This window comes from Halorubrum miltondacostae (assembly GCF_041379815.1).
Lineage (GTDB): Archaea > Halobacteriota > Halobacteria > Halobacteriales > Haloferacaceae > Halorubrum > Halorubrum miltondacostae.
The window spans coordinates 173013-195318 of the sequence record NZ_JBEDNY010000006.1 but is presented as its reverse complement, the minus strand read 5'-3'; the positions used below and the strand labels follow the sequence as shown (position 1 = coordinate 195318).

Genomic DNA, 22306 nt, shown 5'->3' with positions numbered 1-22306 from the left:
GGAAGGACATCACCCTAACAGAGCGGTTCGAAATTAAGAAGCGATGGATTTGTAGACTGGTCTTCCAATCAGGAATAAGCCTAAGATGCCGAATATAAGTGGTAGAGGGCTACTCTCTTTCTTAAGATACGATTTCGAGGGCGAGCCTTGTACGACATAGGCCGTGGTTGTCTCCCCGACATTGTACTGGTCAATTCTGTCTTCCGCAGCAGTCCTTGTGTCGGACGCTTTTGTTCCTATTCCCGGGCTGATGTTGTCGGAAGTGTATTGGGTCCCGTTGTACGTGTAGCTGTAAGTGACGCGGGGGGTGTACCTGTCCCCCCCTTTTGAGGAATCCATGGTGACTTCCTTGCTCTCTACCGTGGCTTCAATCTGTACTCCAGACAAGAGACTCTGCTGCTGAGAGTATGCCATGTATCCAGCAACTCCAACCAGCACAATCCCCAGTACTATACTTATTAGAGACAGCTTCGACATATTGACCATTGTTTAGAGTATTGAATATTAATTTCGACGTATTTCTCACTGCGCAACACCAGGCAGTACTGAGCGATTTGTCAGTCCTCTGTACCAGCCACATCCAGTCAAAATGTATCATTTCCTAAGGATTTCAACGAAGCCGTATTAGCTGTTATATTATTTGTCTGTATTCAGCAGCGCCTCCAAAATCCCAATCACTTGTTTCTGCGACTAATGAACTGGGGGACAAGCACACCAACAACTATTACAACTAGAATACTTATCCATGTCGGCAAGTTGGTGAAGCTATTTATCGAAGCGAGAAGAATAACAGCAGTTACTCCAAGCAAAATCATCACCTCATTTTCGTGCGAGACCATACTATGAATTAGCGATTGTCTGTAAAATATCTATTTGTAGATGTACGTTGGTCTACGGCGTTGATTGTCACAGCATATGTCAAATCCGGAATGATTCTGTGTGAGATTCACGTCGTGTATTCGTCACTCTCGACGAGGACGAAAGGGTCGCTTGAAACAAAATCCAACCCTCCAAGAGGATTGAAATCACCCCAATACAAAGTACTCAGTAATCGTAGGGACGGGTATGAACCGACGAGCCGTCCTTGCTGGCTTGGCGGGAATAGTAGCCGGGGGCGGTGCGCTTCTTGGAACGGGAGCGTTCACTACAGTTGAAGCCGAACGGACGGTTGCTGTTGAGACCGCCGGCGATGCCGATGCGTTTCTCGGTATCACTCCGTTTCCCGACAGTGCGAACGCCGACTATGTGACTGCGCCCACGGATGGTACCGTTGAGATTGATATTACTGGTGAAGGAACAGACGCACCTGGCGAAGGCGTTAATCAAAATGCGGTCACAGCGCTTGATCGTCTACTTGAGGTGACAAACAACGGGACACAGAGCGTCGCGGTCGGATTCAATAATCAATACGCAATTGACGAGGACGACTACGGCGATCCGCCCGGAGGATGGGGCTACGCTGTCAGCAATGACGAAAGTGCCGTCACCGTCATCTGGGCAAGTCCACTCCCGAGTGATATGGATAAGTCGCTGGAAGAGGTTCGGCCTGATTTGGTTTCGACCGGATTTACTGGAAGTACGCTCGTCGATGGCCGGATAGACGACGAAGTTGACGAGAAGGAAGATCGAACAATCGACCCCGGAGAAAGTCTTCATATCGGCGCGGTCGTTGACACGCGCGAAGGCACTATTGACGATGAGCCGATACCCAGTCAACTGGATGGAATAGTTAGCATATTCGCAGACACGGCAAGTTCAGGTGGCTGAGCTTCTACTCTTCTTAATCTACTTACAAATATACTCTACTGGAGAGTTCAGGTCCTAGCAGCAATAATCCGACTCTTGCGCTACATGCATTCTCTGTATCTCGCAAAGCGTTCTTGATAGATACTGAATAGATCAACCGACTAAGCGGTACGTCAGTTCCCTGTACTGAGCGATCACTCTCCCGTAGGTTGTCCTTGGTTCGTACTACATTCGTGCGTTGTACCCAGCTGCGCCTCCTAAGCTATCAGTCACAGATCAACAATCATAATTGTGCGCGATGAGATCATCAATGCCGAGCTATCGCAGTCGACCAAGCCACGGTAGCGGGTGTTCTCCCACCGGGGTGGTGACTGTAGGTCGCCGGTGCTACTGACCGCACATAATTCGTTGAATCACTCTATTCACTCTGCCGGGGGGTATCAGTAGTTACCGTCCGTCTGAGTTGGGCCTGTCTGATTAGCGTAGGCACTCCGCTGACACAGCGCACTTGCGTAGAGAATTAGTGATCATTAGTGATTAACCAACGAGCCCCCGAAGATTGGTGCGTCGTTGGTTAGGACGCACCGCTCTTGCGTAAAACTGCGGAAAGACGATTTGACATTTTGAATACCTGCCGCAGTCCAGCGATCTGGGCCCCAGTTGGCGTACTCAATTCACTGCTGGGTACAACTCAACGACCCCTTTCCGCGTTTCTACACAGGGCGAAACTACCGGTCTTCGGTATTCTAGCGGAACACGCCGACGGCGATACACTGGCAGCTTAACTTCTCTGTTCGTTTTCAATCAGCGTGAGGTCCACGCTGGGGGAGATGCTCACTGAGTTGGCCAGGTATCGCGGGCAGAGTTCCATCCCGTGTCAACGTCTGTGACCCTGTATACAGCACGATAAGTGACGCACAGAGCACATAGAATACAGCGTCTCCCGACAGGATGTCAAACGCGGCAGGGACGCCTCCAGTGACATCTCCAATGGGGGCCATGTTGTGAGATGCGTGCGTAATCATCACGACCGGCAACGCTCCCTTCGTGTTATTATAAAGCCAGCCGAAAATGACTGACTGAGCTATTATAATCAACATATACTCCGAAAAGACGGTGAAATCACCGGCTCCACCAAGTATCATCGGGACGTGCCAAAGCCCCCAAACGACGCCGATTCCCACACTCGCGTGGAGCGCACTGAATCGCTGCTGAAGACGAGGCTGGAGGAAGCCACGCCAGCCTAACTCCTCCAGTGCCCCGCCCAAGAAGAGCGTGAGAGCGAACGGAATGATATAGGTCATGGGTGGATATGCCGGGACAACGATGTCGCCACCGAGAAGCACCGCGACGATGTTCTCGAATTCTGTTCCGATCATCATGATTCCCACACCGACGAGATACCAGTGGAGCCCAGCTCGCAGGTTACGAAGCTGGCCAAGCCAGTCTCGCACGCTTTCGTCACACAACCAGACTGTCACCCCTGCGCTGACCATCGGGGCCCACGCATAGGGCAGCGCCGATGTACCGGGATACTCGGACCCAAAAACTGCGTAGAGCCCCGCGGCAATGAGCCCAGAGTAGAGTACGAGCACAGCCAGGAAAGTCTTGATAGGACTGTTGGACGCGCGCTTCTTAACAGCGATAACACGGCTCATCTGGACCCTCCTGCGTGGCGTGACCCAAAGAGAGCGCCGAGTTGGGCTATCGCGTCTTCAGTACTGTCTAGGCGTTCGACTACGTGTTTCAACCAGGGATGCTCTACGGCTGTGAGCATACTATATTGAACGAATTACATCTTATTGAACGGCGACGGTAACTATACAGAGCAGCCCTGTCACCTCGGATCTAATAATACAGACTGGCCACGAAGGTGAATTTCTGTATCGTCGTTAAGGTGTTCCGCTAGACTACCGAAGACCGGGACGCCCACCAGCCTCGGGTTGAGAAGGTGAAGGGTAGGCTTCTCTTTTGATCCAGTCGGCGGCACAACACAGCCCAGAAAAGACCTTGGCAACGAGTTTCTCAAACTCCTCGTGGGCGTTCCCATCTGTGCTGGCTGCCTGGAGCTGGTCGGCGAGATCGGGAGTTGGTCCGTCATCTTCATCACCGACGGGGTGAATATGTTCGCCGGCATCGGTTAGGTCGGCAATGACAGTCTTGACTGACTCCTCGCCAGAGAGTTGGTTGAGGCGCTTGTCAGCGACTCGGGTGAATCCCTGTTGGCGGTAGGTCTTGTCATAGCCAACGAGTTCGGTGAATTCCTCAATGTCGACGTTGACTTCCTCAATATCGGTGAGGAAGGCCATGTACTCCCACGGGATTTCCTCGTTCCAGCGACCGTGCTCAACGTTCTTTCTCCAGAGATACTCCGCAAGGTCGGGGTCGTGTCGGAGTTGGAGAACTTGCCCCCTCGCGACGAACGCGCCATCGTGGTAGACGAGCGCGATGTCGTTGCGTTCGATGTTCCGCCACACCCCATCTACTGAGGTCCCCCAGACGTGGACGAGATCGTCGTCAGATGTCGTCCGAAACAGTTCGAGATCCTCGTCATTGAGGTAGGACCCAATATCCTCAATTGGGTGCCTATCTCGGATGAGCTGTTTGTATTGCTCAAACGCGTCGTCGCGACCAGCAGGGAGGATCGCGATTCCGGTCATGCTTGAGTGGAAATCACTAATGTGAAGCACATAATTGGTTACAACTTCATTGACTCTGTTGAAATCCCAAGGAGCTGATAGGGTTGGTGTGCGAGATACAGAGGATTTAGTCAGCACTCGTACTTTGTTATTTTCTCCAAATAGCTCCTGAACTATCCGATAAAACGTTCCTGCGTATTGAACAGCAAGATAACGAGTCCAGCCGAAGCCGGCGGAGAGTACAAATCAAAATAGTTTTTGAGAGTAGTGGGCGTCCTGTACACATGCCCTCTGAGAAAATCTGTCCGGACTGCGAGGAATCCTTAGAGCAGATGGAGTTACAAGGAACCGACGTTATGGGGACGTTCTCTATCGTTTCAGAAGCGTCAGACGACGGGTTTCTTAGCAGTATGCGAGCGGACGAAATCCTCACGCCAGTTCCTTACGTTTGCCCCAACTGCCGACGAACCCTCCTGTACGCCGAAAAGTAGCCAAAAAATTAGTCACCTGTACTGAGCGATTCGTAAGTCCCTCGTATTGACCGCAACCGGCTCGGAGAGTATTACCATCCTCGTCAGTGATGACCGACGTTCCTTCCGAGAAAGCGATATCCGTGAGCGTTCGCCCGGCCGTAGGTGCGCCCTCGGCGACGGTGATCTCCGGAACTTCGATACCTCCAGCGACGGCTGCCAGAGTCTCGACCTCCTTTCTGGCGACCCTGTTGGCCGCGACTCGCGCGCCCGCCCGTTCGGGGTAGACGACGGTATCCACGAACTGGTCGTACGCCCTGTACAGCCCGAAATAAACACGGGCGACCGTTCGAACTTCACCCGCGAGTTGTCGGCGAGCAGACAGACTGCGAGGATCGGTCCTGTCAGTTCTGTTGAACCGGCCACGGTATCCGCATCGACGATACCGGGTTGTTCGAGGATGCCTGGATCGGTAGCGTCTCCCCAGATGACTGTCAGAATCCAGGCATCCGCAATCTCCCCGACGCGGCCTTCGTCCTGTTCGATGATGGGCACGTTTTCGTCCTTATCGGCGAACAGTTCGACCGTCTGGGAGTCAACGGGGCTCCACCGGCGATGACGACGTCCCGTGTCATTTCACTCCTCACGCGGTCCGTCTGTGGCTGGTTGGTCGGTGGTCGCCTCAGTCCCTCCGGCAGTTCCTCGTGTCCGATACTTGTTGAGCGCGACATACATCACTGCGCCGATACCCAACCACCCGATACTGAGGAGGAGTGTAAGCAGATCCGTTTGGATGAGGAATCTGATCAACACGACAGCAAGTATCGCGTTCAGCGCGATCGCCAGTAACGGCGGAGCCGGGTAGTACGGGATTTTGTAGGGGCGGTTCATGTTCGGTCGCTCCCGGCGGAGTCTGATCACTGCAACGTTGACGATGATGAACGACAACAGAAAGAACAGGCTTGACATATTCCCCGCGCTTTGCGTAGGAAGAAAGACGGAGCCGAGCATGACGACCGCGCTCAGTAGCACTGCGACGAACGGCGTACCAAACCGATAGTGGATCTGGCCGACCGACTGTACCAACTGTCCTTCCCGGCCCATGGAGAAGGCCACCCGTGATGAGGCGATCACCACCGCGTTCAGTGCGGTGATAGTTGAGAACACTGCCCCAAAGACGATGAGCGCGCCACCGTTCTGAATGACCGGGACGCCCGTCGGCATGAACGAGGTCGCCGCCTCTGCGATGCCAGCCTCGCCCGCAGCGGCCAACTCCGTGGCACCCAGCGTGCCGATTGCCACGGTTACGACCAAGAGACACACAACGACGGTCGCGAGCAAACTGACGAATATCGCCTTGGGAATGTTCTCACGCGGGTTTTCAACCTCTTCGGTGACAGTCGTGATGAGGTCGTACCCCTCGAACGCTATAAACGTCAGACCCATCGCAGGGAGTATGCTGAACGGTCCGGACCCTTCGGTAAACAGTGGGTCGAAGTTCTGGAACGTGAAACTGGTCTCACCCCCGCCGCCAGCCGACAGGAATCCGAACGCGACGAACATCATGAGGATGGTGACCTTGACGATTGTGAACACTGTCTCGGCGCTCCCGCTCGCAGCTGTCGATGCCGCGTTCAACGCCACGAGCCCGGCGACTGCCACGAAGGCGAGAATAAATCGGGGCGGCACTCCCACCCCCAGCACCGGGAGAATCACCGCGCCGACTTCTCCCGGAGCGGCCGTCAAACCGTACACGTGGAGCAATTCAATGAAGTTCGGCGCAAACCCGAGCGCGTACAGCGCGCCGGCAATTATGTACGCGAACCAGAGCATCCAGCCCATCATGAACGAGCCAAAGTCGTCGAAGATCTCTCGCACGAACGCGTAGCCGCCGCTTTTCGGGATTGCAGACGCCAGTTCCGCGTACGAGAGCCCGGTGAATGCGGTCACGACTCCGTTCAGCAGAAAGACCAATATTGCGGCCGGCCCGGAGATTTCCGCCGCCAAGCCTGTGAGTACGAAAATGCCTGCACCAATCATCGCGCCCATGCCGATCATAGTGTTCGTCGAGAACGCTAGCTGTCACGTTTGCCCGGTCACTGACGACCTCTTTCGGAACATCGCTGTTCAGATGATGAGTGATCCCACCACGCCGGAGGGCGTGCGGGCTTACACTTGAAGGACAGTCGAACGCAGCAGTATACTCCATCGCGTCACAATCGTCTGGATCGCGGTCGTGTGGGCACTCTCCAGTGGAAACGCAAGGCCTTGTGTACCTGTAGCAATCTCCCCGAAGCGTCGATCGATGCGCGCGTCCGTTCGGCGTTGAAACGAGCGGCCGCCTGTCGAACTCGCCGTCAATACCGGGCCGCCGATTCGCTATCCAGTCATCGAGCAACTGGCACACCTCGTTCGATAACGCGATCAGTCGCTCTCCCTCGATTCCGTTTTTGATCGTCGTCCCGGCCTCGGGGCGATGGATCACGGCGATGTACTGCCCGTCCGGGTCGTAGTCGTCGACGTCAAGCGAATGGACCGCACCGGTCCGCATCATCGTGTGCCACATAAGCGTGAGGACGACGTGGGGCCGCGAGGCGTACTCATACTTCGAGAGGTGGCCGAGAACTTCCTCGGCGCGATCGGATTCGAGCATCACGTCACGAACGTTTTGTCCGTCTCGTAGCACCGGTGACCGCACCTTCGTATGGAGGTCGTCGACGACGGCGTCGATGCTCTCTAACCATCTCACGAAGACACGGATAGTGTCCATCTGAGTCTTCTCCGTGGCGGGTGCGAGGTCACCGTCTTGACGCCGCCATAGGCGGTACTGGTGGAGGGCCCGTCCGCTCAATTCGTTCAGGTTGTCTATGTCCTCCCCGTCACACCAGCGAACGAGGTGACCGAGGCGGGAGCTGTGCGAGTACAGCGTTGCTTTGGCCACCTCGGCTTCGCGGTCAGCGAGGTACAGTTCTACGGCTGTTTCCGGGTCGATTGGTTCGAGGCTCATCGCTCTTTGTGGCGCAAGTCGCAGTCACGACCCCGATCTGAAGTCTCTGATTTCGGGCGGCATAGCCCCGAAAGGACGATTTGTTCCTAATGTGAACGTGTGCCCGTCGCGCCCATTTCGTTCATAATCGCCTGACTGTATCGGGGGTGGAGATTTCTTTCAGAGAGAAAGGCCGTTATGAGTTTGAACAAAAGCAGAATTCATACTGCTCGACCAACCCTAAAATCGGTGACAGTGTTTGCTACCCAGCCGCCGATTCGACCGAAAATGAGGCCGAACACCGGCGTAATACTCAGAATCATCACGATGGCAATGGCAAAGAACACGCTCGTATTGAGAGACCACGCCACAGTCATGCCTTCTGTGATCAGAAATACAACGACCGCAGTGACTCCGCCCAGAAATCCAGCACGGAGTCCAGCAGCACTCGGGCCTACTGAGCGGCGGGTAGCGATGGCTCCTGCGAGTAGTGCTCCCACAATCATCACCCCTCCACCGACGGTCGCCTCAGAGTTTGGGAGCCAATTTAGGAGGACTGTAGCAGGGAGTGCGGCTAGTGCTCCAAGAATCGCAACGCGCCAGACCTGAGAAATTCGACGGGTTCGAACATTTGCGAGCATACGTCGTCTTGAATAACTGTACATAAAATTCATTCCTCAAGTTGCTGGCTCTGAAAGGATCTACTAGCTCGGAAGACACAGACGATCAGGAGTGGATGCTAAAGCGACGCCTGCGTGCGCTCGAGGTTATTGTAAGTGTTCTTCGGTCCGCTAGCTCTGTTGGAATCCTTCAGAAATGATAGATTCTGATCCGGTCGTGGTCAGTGTATGGGACTCATACAACAGTGTCAGACGCTAGACCTCCACCGTCTGTCAGTAGCGCCGTGCGAGATACAGAGGCTACAGTCAGCACAGCAAGTGCGTTATGTTCTCCGTTTGAAGACTGAACCAATCATTACAACATGCCTGCGTATCACTCATCACTACTCTTATAAACTCGATACTGAATTTCAAGATATGGCTGAGGAATTCGACAAGCTGGTTCGAGATAGAATCCCACAAGTAATCAAAGAAAACGGGGAAGAACCAACGATACATCACGCTGACGGTGACGAATACTCCGAACGGTTGGCTGAAAAACTGGACGAAGAAGCTACAGAATATCTGGAAAGCCGGGAAGTTAGCGAGTTAGCAGACGTATTGGAGGTAGTCCACGCTATCCGGAAAGATAGAGGAGTAACACTCGAAGAACTGCAAGAAATCCGAACACAGAAAGCGAAAGAACGAGGGCGGTTTGACGAGGGAATCGTGCTTGAACGAGTCAAGAAGTAGTCTCGCTGTACTGACCGATCAACCGCTCCCGTAGATCGGCTTCGGTTCGTACCACATTCGCGCCCTGTATTCAGCACGAGGCTATGGATCTCACCGGAAATTGGTAGGAATCTTTTCGATCAATAGGCACTCTTCAGAGACTGGCTTTTCAGGTAATAATGCGTCTAAAGAATAGGATTCCAACAGAGCTATACAGCCTATTTAGATCGTCTCGAAGTGGTCGTACTCGCGCTCGGTCGTGAGGAGCGAGGCGTGTCGGAGGCGATTCCGAACGTCGTGAACTACCCCACCCTACCGCTCGCCTGACGGCTCGCGCTTGAGGGTGGGGCTTCCTGCTTCCACGACGCGCTTTGCTGACACCGAATTGGTGTCCGTAGGGAGCGCAGTCTCCACAGGCGTTGATTCGGAGCGTCCCGCTCCTAACTGCTTCATGCCGCGAGAAAGGATATTCCACGCCGCGTTCGCGTCCCTGTCTGGCTCAAACCCGCAGGCAGGACAAGAGTGCTCACGCACCCACAACGGCTTCTCCGTCTCCACGCCACACGACGCACACTCCTTAGTCGTCCCTGCCGGGTCTACTGCCACGAAGTGCGCCCCCTCGCGTTCGCACTTATATTCGAGTATCCGCAGGAACGTCCCCCATGCCGCACCTGCTCGGTTGCGCGAGTTACCCGGCAGTTCAACAAGTTCCTTCACATCCAAGTCCTCCACGGCAACCAAGTCGTATTCGGTAGCGTAGTAGTTCGACAGCTTGTGGAGAAAGTCACGTCGCTTACGCTTGAGGTCGGCGTGGCGCTTTGCCACGATTCGGCGTTGTTTCTCCCAATTCGCAGAGCCGTGTTCTTTTCGCGAGAGGTCCCGCTGTGCGCTTTCCACCCGTTCGCGTTCGCCTGAGAGGTCGGGTGATTCGACAGCTGTGCCGTCAGTATCGTGTGCGTACTTGAGAATCCCTACGTCGATACCAACGCACTTCTCGGGATTCTCGGGTTTCTCCGGCGGGTCGTCGGGAGTCTCGACCCCGAGGATGGCGTACCACTTCCCGGTGGGTTCCTGCTTGACCGTGACGGTCTTGATTTCGGCGTCGTCGGGCAGGTCGCGGTGGAAGGTGAGCGGGATTTCTCCGAGTTTCGAGAGCCACAGTCGCGTCCGACCGCTCGTGTTTTTGAGCTTGAAGCCGGATTGACTGTAGGTGAAACTGCGGTACTCGCTTGGTGATTTCCAGTTGAGTGTTCCGACGTGGTAGCCGTTTTCTTTGCGACTACGGAGCGTTGAGAGGTTGTCGTATAGCCGCTGAACGACTTTTTGAAGAACCTTCGAGTGAACGTCTTTCAGGTCATCCCACCACTCTTTGAGATCAGGGAGGCGCTTCTGCTCGGAGTATGCCGAGGCGTCGTCAGTTCGGTTGAGTCGGTGGAGAAAGTGGTTATAGACCTGTCTACAAGTATCGACAGTCCACGCTAACTGGTCTCTGAGCGCGTCGGGCGGGTGGAGCCGATACTTGTAGTTGTAGTTCATTTGCCGGAGCTATTCGTCGGTGGGTTCGCTTGTTCGGACGACTTTCACGTCTGCGCCGCGCCAGTCCTTCGGGACGAGGACATGAGCGCCGTTTCCGGTGGCTTTCGCCGTCCCTGCGATAACTTCGTGGCCTTCTATTTCGTGCCTATCCATCACCTGAGTTTAAACAACGTATCAACATAAATATGTCCATGCGTGGGCCTGTGGGCCAAGCGTCGAATGTGTTTGCGAACTGTGCGGCGCTGTATCCCCTCCCTACTCGCTCCCTTCGGTCGCTCCTTGAGGAAGGGGCCTTAGCGCCTCAATTCAGGTAAAGCGTGTTCCCCTCTTCGATCCGCAACATCCGCCAGGCGACGCTGTGGCGGAGCGTGTGGGCGGAGACGTCTACGGGCCGTCCTCGCCCCGAGAAGCAGTACGGGCGAACGCCAGCGCGACGAGCGGCGCGCTGAACGACGTCGTTGATCCCTTTGCCCGTCATCCGACTACCCTTCTAGCTGGGCACCAGGACAGGATCGTCGTCGGCGCGGGCCTCAAGGAACCGACCGAGCGTTGCGACGGTCCGCAGCGAGCTGTCCCGATCGAGCTCGAAGGTAACGGGCGGTGGGGAGCTGTCGTTGGGGTAGTCCTTTTGGACCGACGTCGGCCGCCGCGACAACCCCCATGGTTTCCAGCCTCACCGTCGGAGCGCGCCTCAGCGAATGCGTGAGCGAACGACTCCAGCGCGCGGTCGTTCTCGACCTCCTCGCGATCATCGGGATCCGGTTGATCCTCTGTGACGCGGGAATCGTCTGGCCGGTGTCGGTGGTCAGCAATAGGCCCTACCGACACGTAAACAGTCATATAGACGCCTCATGATACGACATACCAGACGCTATGTCCGGTTCGTGAGACATGTCTATATGGCCCGCCACCTTCCAGAACTGTCCGCAGTCGAGACGCGACAATCGATGCGCCGCCGTCGGGTGCTCAAGGGCACTGTTGGTATCACAACGGCCGGTGCGCTCGGGGCCGTGTACACCGACGGCGGGGTAGAACCCGAAGGCGCTAACGAGACGAGTGACGCAACAGCCACGCAACGCCGGGACAGCGGGGCCGGTCCGGAAGACGCCACTCCACCCGGCGAACTCACGCTCATCGCGCACCGCGGGTTCGCGGGAGAGAACCCAGAAAACACCGTCACCGCCGCTCGGGCGGCTGCGCGCGAGACCGAAGCGACGGCCGGCAGGACGGTGGACCGCCGGGCTGACATCGTCGAGATTGACGTCGTTCCGACAGCCGACGGCGACGTGGTCGTGTTCCACGACGACAACTTGGCGGGACGCGACGGCGGCGATCGCGGGCTCACGGACGCGTCGGGCGTCGTCTGGGAGACTGAGACGGCGACCGTCACCGGTGCGGAGGTGCTCGGGAGCGGCGACACCGTGCCGCGCCTGTCGACGCTTCTTGAGACAATCCCTCCCGAAGTGGGTGTCAACGTGGAATTGAAAAATCCCGGCCGGTACGACCTGCGGTTCGACAAGAAACTCTCTCCGGACGCGCTCGCCGACCGCAGAGCCGCTTGGCAGCCATTCGTCGACCGAGTCGTCGACGTGCTCGACGACCACGACAACGAGTTCCTCTGCTCGTCGTTCTGTGAGGGCGCGCTGGCGGCCGCACGCGAGGCGTCGTCGTACCCAGTCGCGCCAATTGTCTACGAGTCGGTCGGCGACGGGCTCGCCATCGCTCGGGCACACGACGCCGCGGCGGTCCACGCCCCGATGAAGGTGATCACCGGGACGCCGTTCCACGATCCGGCGGTCACCGCCGGCGTGGACCTCGTCGCCGAGGCGCACGCGGACGGGCGAGAGGTGAATGTGTGGACAGTCGATACGTGGTATCAGGCCAGTCGGCTTGCCGCCGCCGGCGTTGACGGCATCGCCGCCGACTACTCTGGTCTGCTCCCCGCTTCCGGTGAGACGTCTGCCGGAGACACGCAGTCCTGACCATGACGTGAGCGGCCGGTCAAGCGGAGACTAGGTGTGAGCGCGCCGACGCGGTACCACCTCTCTTAGCAGCGCCCTTAGATCGACTCTTCGTCATCCGCCGTCGATCCCCGTCGATTGACTCTCCGTGGTCACGACGAGCCATTGAGTGGAGATGTCGATGAGATTGTCTCAGTGACGTTTTTGAAAAGCCGTCAGAAATCTCCGGATAGATATGTACAGGTACGTATCGGCGTCGAAGTAACTGTACCAGTGTTTACCATCCACCACTAATCATTTCAAATATTATAAAATCTTAATATGAAACTAGTCTAGCTCAAGATGTGGTTAATTCGAACGGCTCACACAATGGCCGGCGTCGATTTCTTCAAACAACCGGTGCGGCCGCAGTCGGTCTTGCTTCCGCCGGATGTCTAGGAGCAACATCAGGGGGGTCGGACGGCGCTGATGGCTCGGACGGCTCGTCTAGTTCCACCAACAGTGCGAACACCGAAAGTAGCGGTGAGACGACTATTACTTGGTGGCACGCGATGGGGGGGAACCTCGGCGAAACGGTCGATGCGCTCGCGGCCGATTTCAACGAACAGTCCTCTGGCGTGACGGTCGAAACGAGCTACAAGGGAAGCTATGACGAGACACTGAACGCGGTCACCTCAGCGATCGGCGCGGGTGAAGCGCCGGAGCTGGCACAGATCGTCGACCTCGGCAGTCGCCTCGCGATCGACAGCGGTGCGTTCGTCCCAATGGAAGAGGCGCTTCCGAGCGACCGGATCGACTGGTCCGATTTCCAAGACCCGGTCATCGACTACTACTCGTTCGACAATACGGTGTATTCGATGCCGTTCAACTCCTCGAATCCGATCTTCTACTACAACAAGGATATGTTCGAGGAGGCCGGGCTCGATCCCGAGTCGCCGCCGTCGACGTTAGCCGAGATCCGTGAGGCGAGCGAGACGATCGTCGATCAGGGAATCGCGGAGCAGGGAATCACCTTCGCTAACGTCTCGTGGTTCCCCGAGCAGTGGTTCGCGGAAGCGAACGTCCCGCTCGTAAACGAGGAGAACGGTCGTGCGGGGGACCCGACTGAAATCAATCTGGACACCGACACGGCCGACCGGGTGTTCAGCTGGTGGGCCGACATGCACGCCGACGGCCTGTACAATCATGCTGGCGTCGGCAACTGGGGTGCGGCACAACAGGCGTTCCTCAACGGACAGACGGCGATGTGGATTTCGTCCACGGCCGGCGTCGCTTCGGCGACGACGGGAGCCGAAGAGAACGGCTTCGAACTCGGGACGGGGTACTATCCGACGGCCGGTGACACCCGCACCGGCGTGGTCATCGGCGGCGCGTCGCTGTGGATGACCCGCGGCCTGTCCGAGGAAAAACGACAGGGACTCACTGACTTCCTCCTCTGGCTGGCCGAGCCAGAACAGCAGGCGTTCTGGCACCAGAACACTGGCTACTTCCCGATCAGTGACAGTGCCGTCGAGTACCTCGAAGAAGACGGCTGGTTCGACGAGAACCCGAACTTCCAGACCGCGTTCGACCAGCTTCAGGAGACGGAACAGACCGTCGCGACACAGGGCTGGCAAGCCGGACCGGCGTCGGAAGTCCGAACGATCATTCAGGACGGCTACGTCAGCATGATCAACTCCGACATCACCGTTGAGTCGAAACTCGAGGAGATGAAAACGGAGGCCGACGACGCGCTCCAGAGCTACATCCAGAGCAAAGGCAACTGAAATGGGCGTACACGAGAACACCTACGATAGTTCGCTGGGGGCGTACCTCCTGCTACTGCCAACACTGGCGGCGATCATCGCGTTCCTGTACTACCCGTCGCTACAGACGCTCCGGTTCAGCTTCTTCCAGACGTTTCTGTTCGGTCAGAACACTCGGTTCGTCGGACTGGCGAACTTCACCGACCTGTTGGGGTCGCAGGTGTACCTCACAAGCGTTGGATTAACGATGGCGTTCGCGGTGATCGTCGTCATCGGATCGCTCGCCGTCGGCCTCCTTGTCGCGTTCCTACTGTACGAGGTCAGCGACGGAAAGGCCGCGTATCTGATCGCCGCAATTTGGCCGTACGCACTGCCGACGGCCGTGGCCGGAACAGTCCTGTTGTTCCTCGCGCACCCGAGCGTCGGTATCTACACGCACTACCTCGAGGCGTGGTTCGGCGTCGAACTCGACTGGTTTACCGTCGGGTGGCAGGGGTTCGCCGTCGTCACGGTGGCGGCGATCTGGAAACAGGTCGGGTACAACGTGATATTCATGCTCGCCGCGTTGAACAACGTGCCTGAGTCGCTCAACGAGGCGTGTCGGCTCGACGGAATCGAAACGTGGCGTCGACTGGTGCGCGTGTACCTTCCGCTCATGTCGCCCACGCTGGTGTTCCTAGTCGTGATCAACACGATCTACGCGTTCTTCGGCAGCTTCGCCCTGATCGACCTGATGACGCAGGGGGGACCGACGAACGCCACCAACCTGATGATATATCAGTTGTACCGTGACGCCTTCCAGTTCAACAACCTCGGTCTCGCATCCGCGCAGTCCGTGATCCTGTTCGTGCTCGTGGCGGGACTCACGTTCGTCCAACTGCGCGTCTCCGACCGCTACGCACACTACTAATGTCACTCGATACCAACGACATCGCGACTGACGTTCGAGAGCGCGGACCGTTGTCGGCGATAGCCGACACACAGGTACTCCCGGCGCAGTGGCGCGTCCACCTCGGACTCATCGCTTCCGTCTTAGTGATGGCCTCGCCGCTCCTGCTCGCATTCGTAATGAGTACCCAGACTGTGCCCGAAGTGTACGACATCACGGACATCGGCGTTGGCAGCGACGGGCTGGCAAACTACGCCGAGGTGTTCACCAGGTACGGAATGGCATCATACATGTTCAACTCGTTAGTGATGTCTATCGTCGTCACTGTTGCGAAGATCGCCGTGAGCCTCCTCGCCGCAGTCGCGCTCGTGTTCTACGACTTCCGGTTCAAGAACGCGATCTTCTTTCTGATCCTGTTCACGCTGATGTTCCCCGTTCCGGTGCGCATCGTCCCCTTGTACGAGATGATGGCCGCACTGGGATGGACGAACACGCTGTTGGCGCTTACCGGCCCGTACGTCGCAAGCGCGACCGCCGTGTTCCTCCTCCGCCAGCATTTCATGTCGATCCCCGATTCGCTCGTCGAGTCGGCCAAAGTTGACGGCGTCGGTCCGCTCCGCTTCCTCTGGAAGGTGCTGATCCCGATGTCTCGGGGCATGATAAGCGGTCTCAGCGTGATCACGTTCATCTACGCGTGGAACCAGTACCTGTGGCCGCTGATCGTCGTCTCCGATCAGAGCAAACAGGTCGTACAGGTTGGCATGAAATACCTCCAGTCGGTTGGCAACGCCGGCCAGACTGACTGGGGGCTCATCATGGCGGGCGCCGTGTTGACGCTGTTGCCGCCGTTGCTGGCGCTCATCGTCTTCCGAGGCCCGCTGCTGGAAACCTTCGGACTATCAGAATGACCGGAATCACGACGACAGACCTGGTGAAGCGATTCGAAGATGTCACCGCCGTTGGCGGCGTCGACCTCAACGTCAGAGACGGCGAGTTCCTCGTCTTGGTCGGTCCGTCGGGGTGCGGGAAGTCGACGACGCTCCGGCTGCTCGCGGGCCTTGAGTCTCCGACGGAGGGTTCCATCGAGATCGCCGACGAGGTCGTGACGACCGTATCGCCCGCCGCGCGCGACGTCGCAATGGTGTTCCAGAACTACGCTCTGTACCCGCACATGACCGCTCGAGAGAACATGACGTTCGGTCTCGGAACGGCCACCGAATTCACCGACGACGAGGTGACGGAGCGGGTCGCAGACGCGGCCGAGATCCTCGACATCGAGGACCTCCTCGACAGGACTCCGTCGGCGCTTTCAGGGGGCGAACAACAGCGCGTGGCCATCGGGCGGGCGCTCGTTCGCGATCCGGAGGTGTTCCTGATGGACGAGCCGCTCAGCAACCTCGACGCGAAACTCCGCGTCCAGATGCGTGCCGAACTCGCCGAGCTCCACGAGCAGCTTCGTACGACGACGCTGTACGTCACACACGACCAAGTCGAAGCGATGACGCTCGGCGATCGGGTCGCGGTCATGTACGACGGCGAGATTCAACAGGTCGCACCGCCACAGCGGCTGTACGACGCGCCTGCGACTCGGTTTGTCGCCGAGTTCATCGGTAGTCCGGGTATGAATACCGTCGAGGGGATGCTCGAACGGCGTGGGGATTCCGTCTGCGTGACGTGGGACGAGAACAGCGTTCCGCTGCCGAGTCCGGTCCCCGACCCTGTGACGTCTCACGTGGGAGACCGTGTGGTTCTGGGCCTCCGGCCCGAGGACCTGTCACAGGAGATGAACGGCCCGCTCAGCATGGACATCACTGTCACCGAACCACTCGGTGATTCGCTGTTGACCCGGGGCACAGTCGGTGACACCGAGATGGAAGTGAGCCTCCCGCCACGGTCGGCGGTCGAAGTCGGTGACGTGCTGTCGTTGACCGCTGATCCCGAACGGCTTCACTTGTTCGACCCCGAGGCCGGGGGCGCGTTCTATCACTCCGCCGAGAACGTCGCCTCGGAGCCGACCGACCAGCCCGCACATGAGGCACAGTGGAACACGACATGAGTCGGGTCGAAACGCAGTACGACGCGATCGTCTTCGACAACGACGGCGTCCTCACCTATCCGACAGACGAGTCCGTCCTGACGGAAGCGTCGCGGCGGGCGTTCGCGGCGTTCGACGTTGACCCGACCCCGAGCGATGTCTGGTCGCTCGTCGACGATCTCTCGGTAGAAACGGTGCGCACGCTCGCCGAGCGGTATGAAGTTGACGCTGACGCGTTCTGGCATCGTCACGAGACGGAACGCACGGCCCGCCAGTTGGCAGCGATCCGAAACGGTAAGAAACCGCTCTACGACGACGTCGAGACGCTCGGCGATCTCTCGGTCCCGACGGCGATTGTGAGCAACAACCAGCACGCGACGATCGAACACATCGTCGCGGAGTTCGGCTTGGAGCCGGTGTTCGAAGCGTACTACGGTCGCGAGCCGTCGCTTCGCGGACTAGAACGTCGCAAGCCAGACCCGTCGTATCTTGAGGCGGCGCTCGACGATCTGGGCGTCGAATCAGCGTTATACGTCGGTGACAGCCGTGTCGACGTGGCGGCGGCTCGCGCGGCCGGCGTCGACGCCGCGTTCGTGAACCGACCACATCGCCGCGGGTATCGCCTCGATATTCGGCCGACGTATCGCCTCGGTAGCCTCGCGGAGCTCGCGAGTCTTCCCACAAAGTAATCCACGGTCCGCTACCCAACTCAACATGAACCCACGAATCGGTTTCGTCACCGCAGTCGCATCGGAGCTGGAACCGCAGTTGCGCTTCGCCGGTGACGGCGAGTTCGACTACGTCGAGATACTCATGGATGGGCCTCACAGCTGTGAGCGTCTCATGTCGAATCACGACACAATTCGGCAGATACTCGACGATCACGGCCTCGACCTACTCGTCCACCTTCCGTTCCCGACAGACATCGGATCGCCTTACGAGTCCGTCCGCAGCGGTGCCGTCGAGACGCAGTTGGCCTGTATCGATGCCGCGGCCGAACTGGGGGCTGAAAAAGCCGTCCTCCACCCGGAGTCCTCCGCGTGGTCAGTCGCGTGGGACGACGCGGAACTCCGCGAGTACATCGACGAATCGGTCAGCAAACTGGACACGTACGGTAACTCACGCCACGTCGAAATCTGTGCCGAGAACATCTTCGGGAGCCCGTACACCATCGAACACATCGACCGATTGCTCGCCGCGACAGACGCCTCGCTGACGCTCGATACCGGCCACGCTCGGGTGACCGGCCACGACCCAACGGAGACAGCCGCGTTCGTCACTGACCATGCTGACCGCATCTCGCACGTTCACCTGAACGATACCCGTCGGCCGGCGGATGAACACCTTCCGTTTGGTGCCGGGAATCTTGACTTCGAGCCTATCTTCGACGCGTTCCCCACCGACTGGCACGGGACGCTCTCGCTGGAAGTCGGGACGCAGTCGCTCGACTATCTCCGCGAATCGCGCTCTCAGTTGGAGCAGTATCTCTAGACTTGATGTCCTCCTCCGCCTGAAGCTTGAAAAATCTCGAGCGGTGAGAGTTTCAGGTTTACAGTCCAATCACTAGATTACCAGTCATTTCAGGTACGGGTAGTCCCACAGCATCGAGCTGGTGGACTGCCGGCCATGCCAAGTGCCCAGTACCCCTATCCTCAATCGTGTGGGGCATCCCAATGTTGTTTTTGCCACGGGGATGCCAGTAGGCGTCAACAGGTTCGGGGGTATCTTCTGACTCGCTTTGAGCAGTCGGCAGAGACACACCCTTCAATAATGTCTCGTTCACCGACTTCTCTTTCGGATACTGTCTCGTTACGCGGGCAGACAGGGCGTGGTTCGAAAATCGAAGATTTTCGTCATCACGAGAGAGCGGAGTTCTCTCGAACGACCTCCGAAGGACGGCTCGGAATCCGCTCCGTTCCGACCGAGCACACCACGTCTCGACCCGATCACTCGGGTCGCAATTACCTATTCGATCCGTCGAACTCTGAGCAGCTGCCAGCCGGCGACGCCGACACACAGTAGGCTCGCTGCGGCGATGTGCGGATCGACCGCGACCGCCGCGAGCAGCGCGACTCCGACAGTCACAATGCCGACGATGACCCCCGTAAGCGCCGCTGACGGTCATGGGCTCTTTGACCACACGCCGGTCTGGTCGTCGCGTCGAAACCACCAGTCGCCGGTCATCGGTCCTCGCGCGTTGTCTCGGGCGCAGCCCGATCGGCGCTGTCGTCCGCACCGGTCGCGATCGGCGTCTCCATGTCGCTACCGGCGTCGCCGTCAGTGACCGCGGAGCAAATCGCGCGCAGTTCGACAAGAACCTCGTCGAGCACATCGTCACTGTCGGCGCCGCCTCACTGTCGAGTGTCGACCTCTCTGGCGATCAGCTCTTGGATCAACAGCGGGTCCGGAGTACTGCGGAACTATAGCTGAACCCGGACCCCCCGCCGTGCTGACCTCGACCGAACCGTATCCAAACAACGAACCGAGAGACCGACGGCCTGCTGCTCTCGATGAACGACGTTCGCGACTGTTTGACGGGTCTCGTGGTCACTAAAGTGTTTGAACAAATTATTGCCCGCGATGTCAGTTCGCGTTGGTATCGGAGGTGAAGACGCCGTCGAGGTTGACGCTCGGGTCTCGTCTCGGCTCGCTCTCGCGCCCCGACCTCTCGTCCGGGGCTCGTTCGCTCGTGCGCCGCATCAGGGCCTCGTGGGTGTCCCGCGTCGCCTCGTCCGCCCCCGGCCGCGCCTGAACATAACTCCCGTCTGGACGCATCTCCCAGCGGCGCCGGTTGTCGTCGAGCATCGTAGAGAGTATTTCGTCGAGCGTCTCCCGCAGCGAGGGGTCCCCGACGGGGGCGATGGCCTCGACGCGCCGGTCGAGGTTCCGCGTCATCCAGTCCGCCGAGCCGATGTAGTAGTCCGGATCGCCGGCGTTGTCAAACCGGAATATCCGGGAGTGTTCGAGGAACCGACCGACGACGCTGTGGACCCGCACCGACCCGGTGACGCCCTCGACACCCGGACGGAGCCGACAGATCCCGCGGACGATCAGGTCAATCTCGACTCCGACCTCAGCCGCCTCATACAGTCGCTCGACGACGCCTGGGTCTTCGAGAGCGTTCATTTTCGCGACGATCCGTCCCCCCCGCCCCGCCAGGGCGTGGTCACGCTCGCGGTCGATGAGCTCATAAAGTCGCTCCCGAAGCGTCTCGGGGGCGACGAGCAGCTTCCGGTAGCTCCGGTTGCGAGAATGACCGGTGAAGGAGTTGAACAGCCGCACGAGGTCCTGCCCGACATCGTGGTCGGCGGTGAACAGGCCGAGGTCGACGTACCCCTTGGCGGTCCCCGAGTGGTAGTTGCCCGTCGCGACGTGCGAGTAGAGGCGGACGTCGTCGTCCTCCTCGCGCACCGCGAGCGCGACCTTGCTGTGGGTCTTGAGGTCGACGGTTCCGTACGCGACGTGGATCCCCTCTTCCTCCAGCCGTTTCACCCACCGGAGGTTGTTCTCCTCGTCGAACCGCGCCTTGAGTTCGACCATCACCGCGACCTGCTTCCCGTTCTTCGCGGCGTCGATGAGGCTCCCGATCACTCGCGAGTCGGGTGCGGTCCGGTATATCGCCGCCTTGATCGCGAGCGTGTCCGGGTCGTGCGCCGCGGCGTCGAGGAACGTCTGGACGGTGTCAGTGAAGGAGTGGTACGGGTGGTGGACGAGCGCGTCCCGCTCTCGGATCGACGCGAACACCTCCTCGGGCTGTTTCGCGTTGAGGCCGACGAACCGCGGGTGCTGTTGGGGCGTCCACGCCTCCCGCTTCAGGTCCGGCGCGTCGAGGTCATACAGGCTGCCGAAATCGGAGAGAGCCAGTGGCGCGCGCCGCTCGAACACCTCGCTGTCGTCGACATCGAGGTGTTCCACGAGGAGGTCACGGACCGCGGATGGGGTGTCCTCGTCGATCTCGATGCGGACGAGAGTTGCGAAGCGCCGCTCCCGAAGTACGTCCTCGATCCGCTCGATGAGCCCCTCCGCGACGTCCTCGTTCCGCCTGACTTCGGCGTTGCGCGTCACGCGGAACGTCGAGTGATCGACTATCTCGACGTCCGGGAACACCAGATCGAGGTTGGCGGCGATAACGCGCCCCACCGGGACGACCCGCGTCTCGCCGTCTTCTGGGAGGTCGGGATCGGCCGGGATCAGCCGCGGAAGATTCTCTGGGACTTTGATCCGCGAGAAGCGGATCGTCTCGTCGGGCTTGCGCGTCCGGACCGCGAGTGATAAAGAGAGGTTCGAGAGGAACGGGAACGGGTGTGCCGGGTCGAAGGTGAGCGGCGTGAGCGTCGGGAGTACCGACGACTCGAACTGGTCCCGGAGGTAATCGATCTCCTCGGGCCGAAGGTCGTCGTACCCGAGCACCTCGACCCCAGCCTCGGCGAGCGCAGGCTTCACCGCTTCGTGGTAGCACCGCGACTGCGTCTCGAAGAGGTCCGCAGCCATCGAGAGCGCGTCGGACCACTGCTCGCGTGGCGTCGCGCCGTCGACAGTCGGCTCCGTCGTGCCGGCGTCGATCTGCTGTTTGAGCCCGCCGATCCGCTTCATGAAGAATTCGTCGAGGTTTCGCGTCAGGATCGAGAGGAACCGGAGCCGTTCGAGCGGCGGCTGCCGGTCGTCCGTCGCCTCGTGGAGGACGCGCCACTGGAAGGAGAGCTCCGAGAGCTCGCGGTTGAGGTACCACCGACCGTCGTCGAACGGTTCGTCCGTGGGTGGCGGATCGGCCACGATTGGCGGCGTCTGCGGCGGGACGGCGTCTTTCCACGTCTCCGGCGAGAGGACGACGGCGTCGTCGCTTACCTCCGTGTTGGCGCCCTCTCCTTCGATCGCCGTCGTACCCTCACCTGCTGTCTCGTCTTCCACCGTCTCGTCCGCCGTTTCCTCTCCGTTCGATTCGTTCTCGGTGTCGGTCGCGTCGGTCAT

The 22306-nt window shown here is 58.8% G+C and carries 21 protein-coding genes and 4 pseudogenes; 10 read left to right on the top strand and 15 right to left on the bottom strand.

Annotated elements, in window-relative coordinates:
* Positions 1-33: 33 nt before the first annotated feature.
* Together ABNG04_RS15435 and ABNG04_RS15430 are read right to left on the bottom strand one after the other, a co-directional pair.
* On the bottom strand, positions 34-477 hold the full coding sequence (locus tag ABNG04_RS15435; RefSeq protein ID WP_371163270.1) for a DUF3592 domain-containing protein: 444 nt from the start codon (positions 475-477) through the stop codon (positions 34-36).
* 197 nt (positions 478-674) lie between these two features.
* Positions 675-839: a DUF7987 family protein gene (locus ABNG04_RS15430; RefSeq protein WP_371163269.1), complete on the bottom strand. Its 165-nt coding sequence runs from the start codon at positions 837-839 to the stop codon at positions 675-677.
* 226 nt (positions 840-1065) lie between these two features.
* Here ABNG04_RS15430 and ABNG04_RS15425 point away from each other — a divergent pair, with 226 nt between their 5' ends.
* Positions 1066-1767 carry a hypothetical protein gene (locus ABNG04_RS15425; RefSeq protein ID WP_371163268.1) on the top strand — a complete coding sequence of 234 codons (702 nt, stop codon included), beginning with the start codon at positions 1066-1068 and terminating at the stop codon, positions 1765-1767.
* Positions 1768-2546: 779 nt separating this feature from the next.
* On the opposite strand, the gene ABNG04_RS15420 is transcribed toward ABNG04_RS15425, so the two are convergent.
* The 7 genes and pseudogenes from ABNG04_RS15420 to ABNG04_RS15390 all read right to left on the bottom strand — a co-directional run bounded on the left by ABNG04_RS15420 (position 2547) and on the right by ABNG04_RS15390 (position 8482).
* Positions 2547-3404: a CPBP family intramembrane glutamic endopeptidase gene (locus ABNG04_RS15420; protein WP_371163267.1), complete on the bottom strand. Its 858-nt coding sequence runs from the start codon at positions 3402-3404 to the stop codon at positions 2547-2549.
* 252 nt (positions 3405-3656) lie between these two features.
* Positions 3657-4406, bottom strand: a complete 750-nt coding sequence (locus ABNG04_RS15415) for a hypothetical protein (protein ID WP_371163266.1) — start codon at positions 4404-4406, stop codon at positions 3657-3659.
* A gap of 408 nt (positions 4407-4814) precedes the next feature.
* Complete coding sequence (locus tag ABNG04_RS15410; protein WP_371163265.1) at positions 4815-5156, bottom strand: potassium channel family protein; 342 nt, start codon at positions 5154-5156, stop codon at positions 4815-4817.
* Positions 5157-5236: 80 nt separating this feature from the next.
* Positions 5237-5434 (bottom strand): annotated as a pseudogene (locus tag ABNG04_RS15405) (NAD-binding protein); the annotation flags it as partial.
* 57 nt (positions 5435-5491) lie between these two features.
* Positions 5492-6913, bottom strand: coding sequence for an APC family permease (locus ABNG04_RS15400; protein ID WP_371163264.1), 1422 nt, complete (start codon positions 6911-6913; stop codon positions 5492-5494).
* Positions 6897-7862, bottom strand: a pseudogene (locus tag ABNG04_RS15395) (tyrosine-type recombinase/integrase); the annotation flags it as partial. The gene ABNG04_RS15400 and the pseudogene ABNG04_RS15395, both read right to left, overlap by 17 nt.
* Positions 7863-8062: 200 nt before the next feature.
* Complete coding sequence (locus ABNG04_RS15390; RefSeq protein ID WP_371163263.1) at positions 8063-8482, bottom strand: DUF5518 domain-containing protein; 420 nt, start codon at positions 8480-8482, stop codon at positions 8063-8065.
* A gap of 396 nt (positions 8483-8878) precedes the next feature.
* Here ABNG04_RS15390 and ABNG04_RS15385 point away from each other — a divergent pair, with 396 nt between their 5' ends.
* A complete protein-coding gene (locus tag ABNG04_RS15385; RefSeq protein WP_371163262.1) occupies positions 8879-9193 on the top strand; it encodes a hypothetical protein in 315 nt (104 codons plus the stop codon).
* Positions 9194-9394: 201 nt separating this feature from the next.
* Here ABNG04_RS15385 and ABNG04_RS15380 read toward each other — a convergent pair.
* From ABNG04_RS15380 to ABNG04_RS15365, 4 genes and pseudogenes are all read right to left on the bottom strand, one after another.
* Positions 9395-9484 (bottom strand): annotated as a pseudogene (locus ABNG04_RS15380) (tyrosine-type recombinase/integrase); the annotation flags it as partial.
* Entirely contained in the window at positions 9485-10708 is a 1224-nt protein-coding gene (locus ABNG04_RS15375; protein ID WP_371163261.1) for an RNA-guided endonuclease InsQ/TnpB family protein, read from the bottom strand.
* 9 nt (positions 10709-10717) lie between these two features.
* A complete protein-coding gene (locus ABNG04_RS15370) occupies positions 10718-10861 on the bottom strand; it encodes a DUF2080 family transposase-associated protein (RefSeq protein WP_371163260.1) in 144 nt (47 codons plus the stop codon).
* Between the two features lie 157 nt (positions 10862-11018).
* Positions 11019-11363, bottom strand: a pseudogene (locus ABNG04_RS15365) (tyrosine-type recombinase/integrase); the annotation flags it as partial.
* 5 nt (positions 11364-11368) lie between these two features.
* On the opposite strand from ABNG04_RS15365, the gene ABNG04_RS15360 reads away from it, so the two are divergent.
* The 8 genes from ABNG04_RS15360 to ABNG04_RS15325 all read left to right on the top strand — a co-directional run bounded on the left by ABNG04_RS15360 (position 11369) and on the right by ABNG04_RS15325 (position 18829).
* The gene (locus ABNG04_RS15360; protein ID WP_371163259.1) at positions 11369-11563 is read left to right on the top strand and encodes a hypothetical protein; all 195 of its coding nucleotides are present in this window, start codon (positions 11369-11371) and stop codon (positions 11561-11563) included.
* 44 nt (positions 11564-11607) lie between these two features.
* Positions 11608-12690 carry a glycerophosphodiester phosphodiesterase gene (locus ABNG04_RS15355; RefSeq protein WP_371163258.1) on the top strand — a complete coding sequence of 361 codons (1083 nt, stop codon included), beginning with the start codon at positions 11608-11610 and terminating at the stop codon, positions 12688-12690.
* Positions 12691-13220: 530 nt separating this feature from the next.
* Entirely contained in the window at positions 13221-14435 is a 1215-nt protein-coding gene (locus ABNG04_RS15350) for an ABC transporter substrate-binding protein (protein ID WP_371163257.1), read from the top strand.
* 1 nt (position 14436) lies between these two features.
* Positions 14437-15324, top strand: coding sequence for a carbohydrate ABC transporter permease (locus tag ABNG04_RS15345; RefSeq protein ID WP_371163256.1), 888 nt, complete (start codon positions 14437-14439; stop codon positions 15322-15324).
* Positions 15324-16211 (top strand): carbohydrate ABC transporter permease, encoded by an 888-nt coding sequence (locus ABNG04_RS15340; protein WP_371163255.1) that lies wholly within the window; start codon positions 15324-15326, stop codon positions 16209-16211. Before ABNG04_RS15345 ends, ABNG04_RS15340 begins: the two co-directional genes overlap by 1 nt.
* Positions 16208-17359, top strand: coding sequence for an ABC transporter ATP-binding protein (locus ABNG04_RS15335; protein ID WP_371163254.1), 1152 nt, complete (start codon positions 16208-16210; stop codon positions 17357-17359). Before ABNG04_RS15340 ends, ABNG04_RS15335 begins: the two co-directional genes overlap by 4 nt.
* A complete protein-coding gene (locus ABNG04_RS15330; RefSeq protein ID WP_371163253.1) occupies positions 17356-18027 on the top strand; it encodes an HAD family hydrolase in 672 nt (223 codons plus the stop codon). Before ABNG04_RS15335 ends, ABNG04_RS15330 begins: the two co-directional genes overlap by 4 nt.
* A gap of 25 nt (positions 18028-18052) precedes the next feature.
* On the top strand, positions 18053-18829 hold the full coding sequence (locus ABNG04_RS15325) for a sugar phosphate isomerase/epimerase family protein (RefSeq protein ID WP_371163252.1): 777 nt from the start codon (positions 18053-18055) through the stop codon (positions 18827-18829).
* 689 nt (positions 18830-19518) lie between these two features.
* Here the strand turns inward: ABNG04_RS15325 and ABNG04_RS15320 are convergent.
* Both ABNG04_RS15320 and ppk1 read right to left on the bottom strand, forming a co-directional pair.
* The gene (locus ABNG04_RS15320) at positions 19519-19668 is read right to left on the bottom strand and encodes a hypothetical protein (RefSeq protein WP_371163251.1); all 150 of its coding nucleotides are present in this window, start codon (positions 19666-19668) and stop codon (positions 19519-19521) included.
* 253 nt (positions 19669-19921) lie between these two features.
* Complete coding sequence (ppk1, locus tag ABNG04_RS15315) at positions 19922-22306, bottom strand: polyphosphate kinase 1 (protein WP_371163250.1); 2385 nt, start codon at positions 22304-22306, stop codon at positions 19922-19924.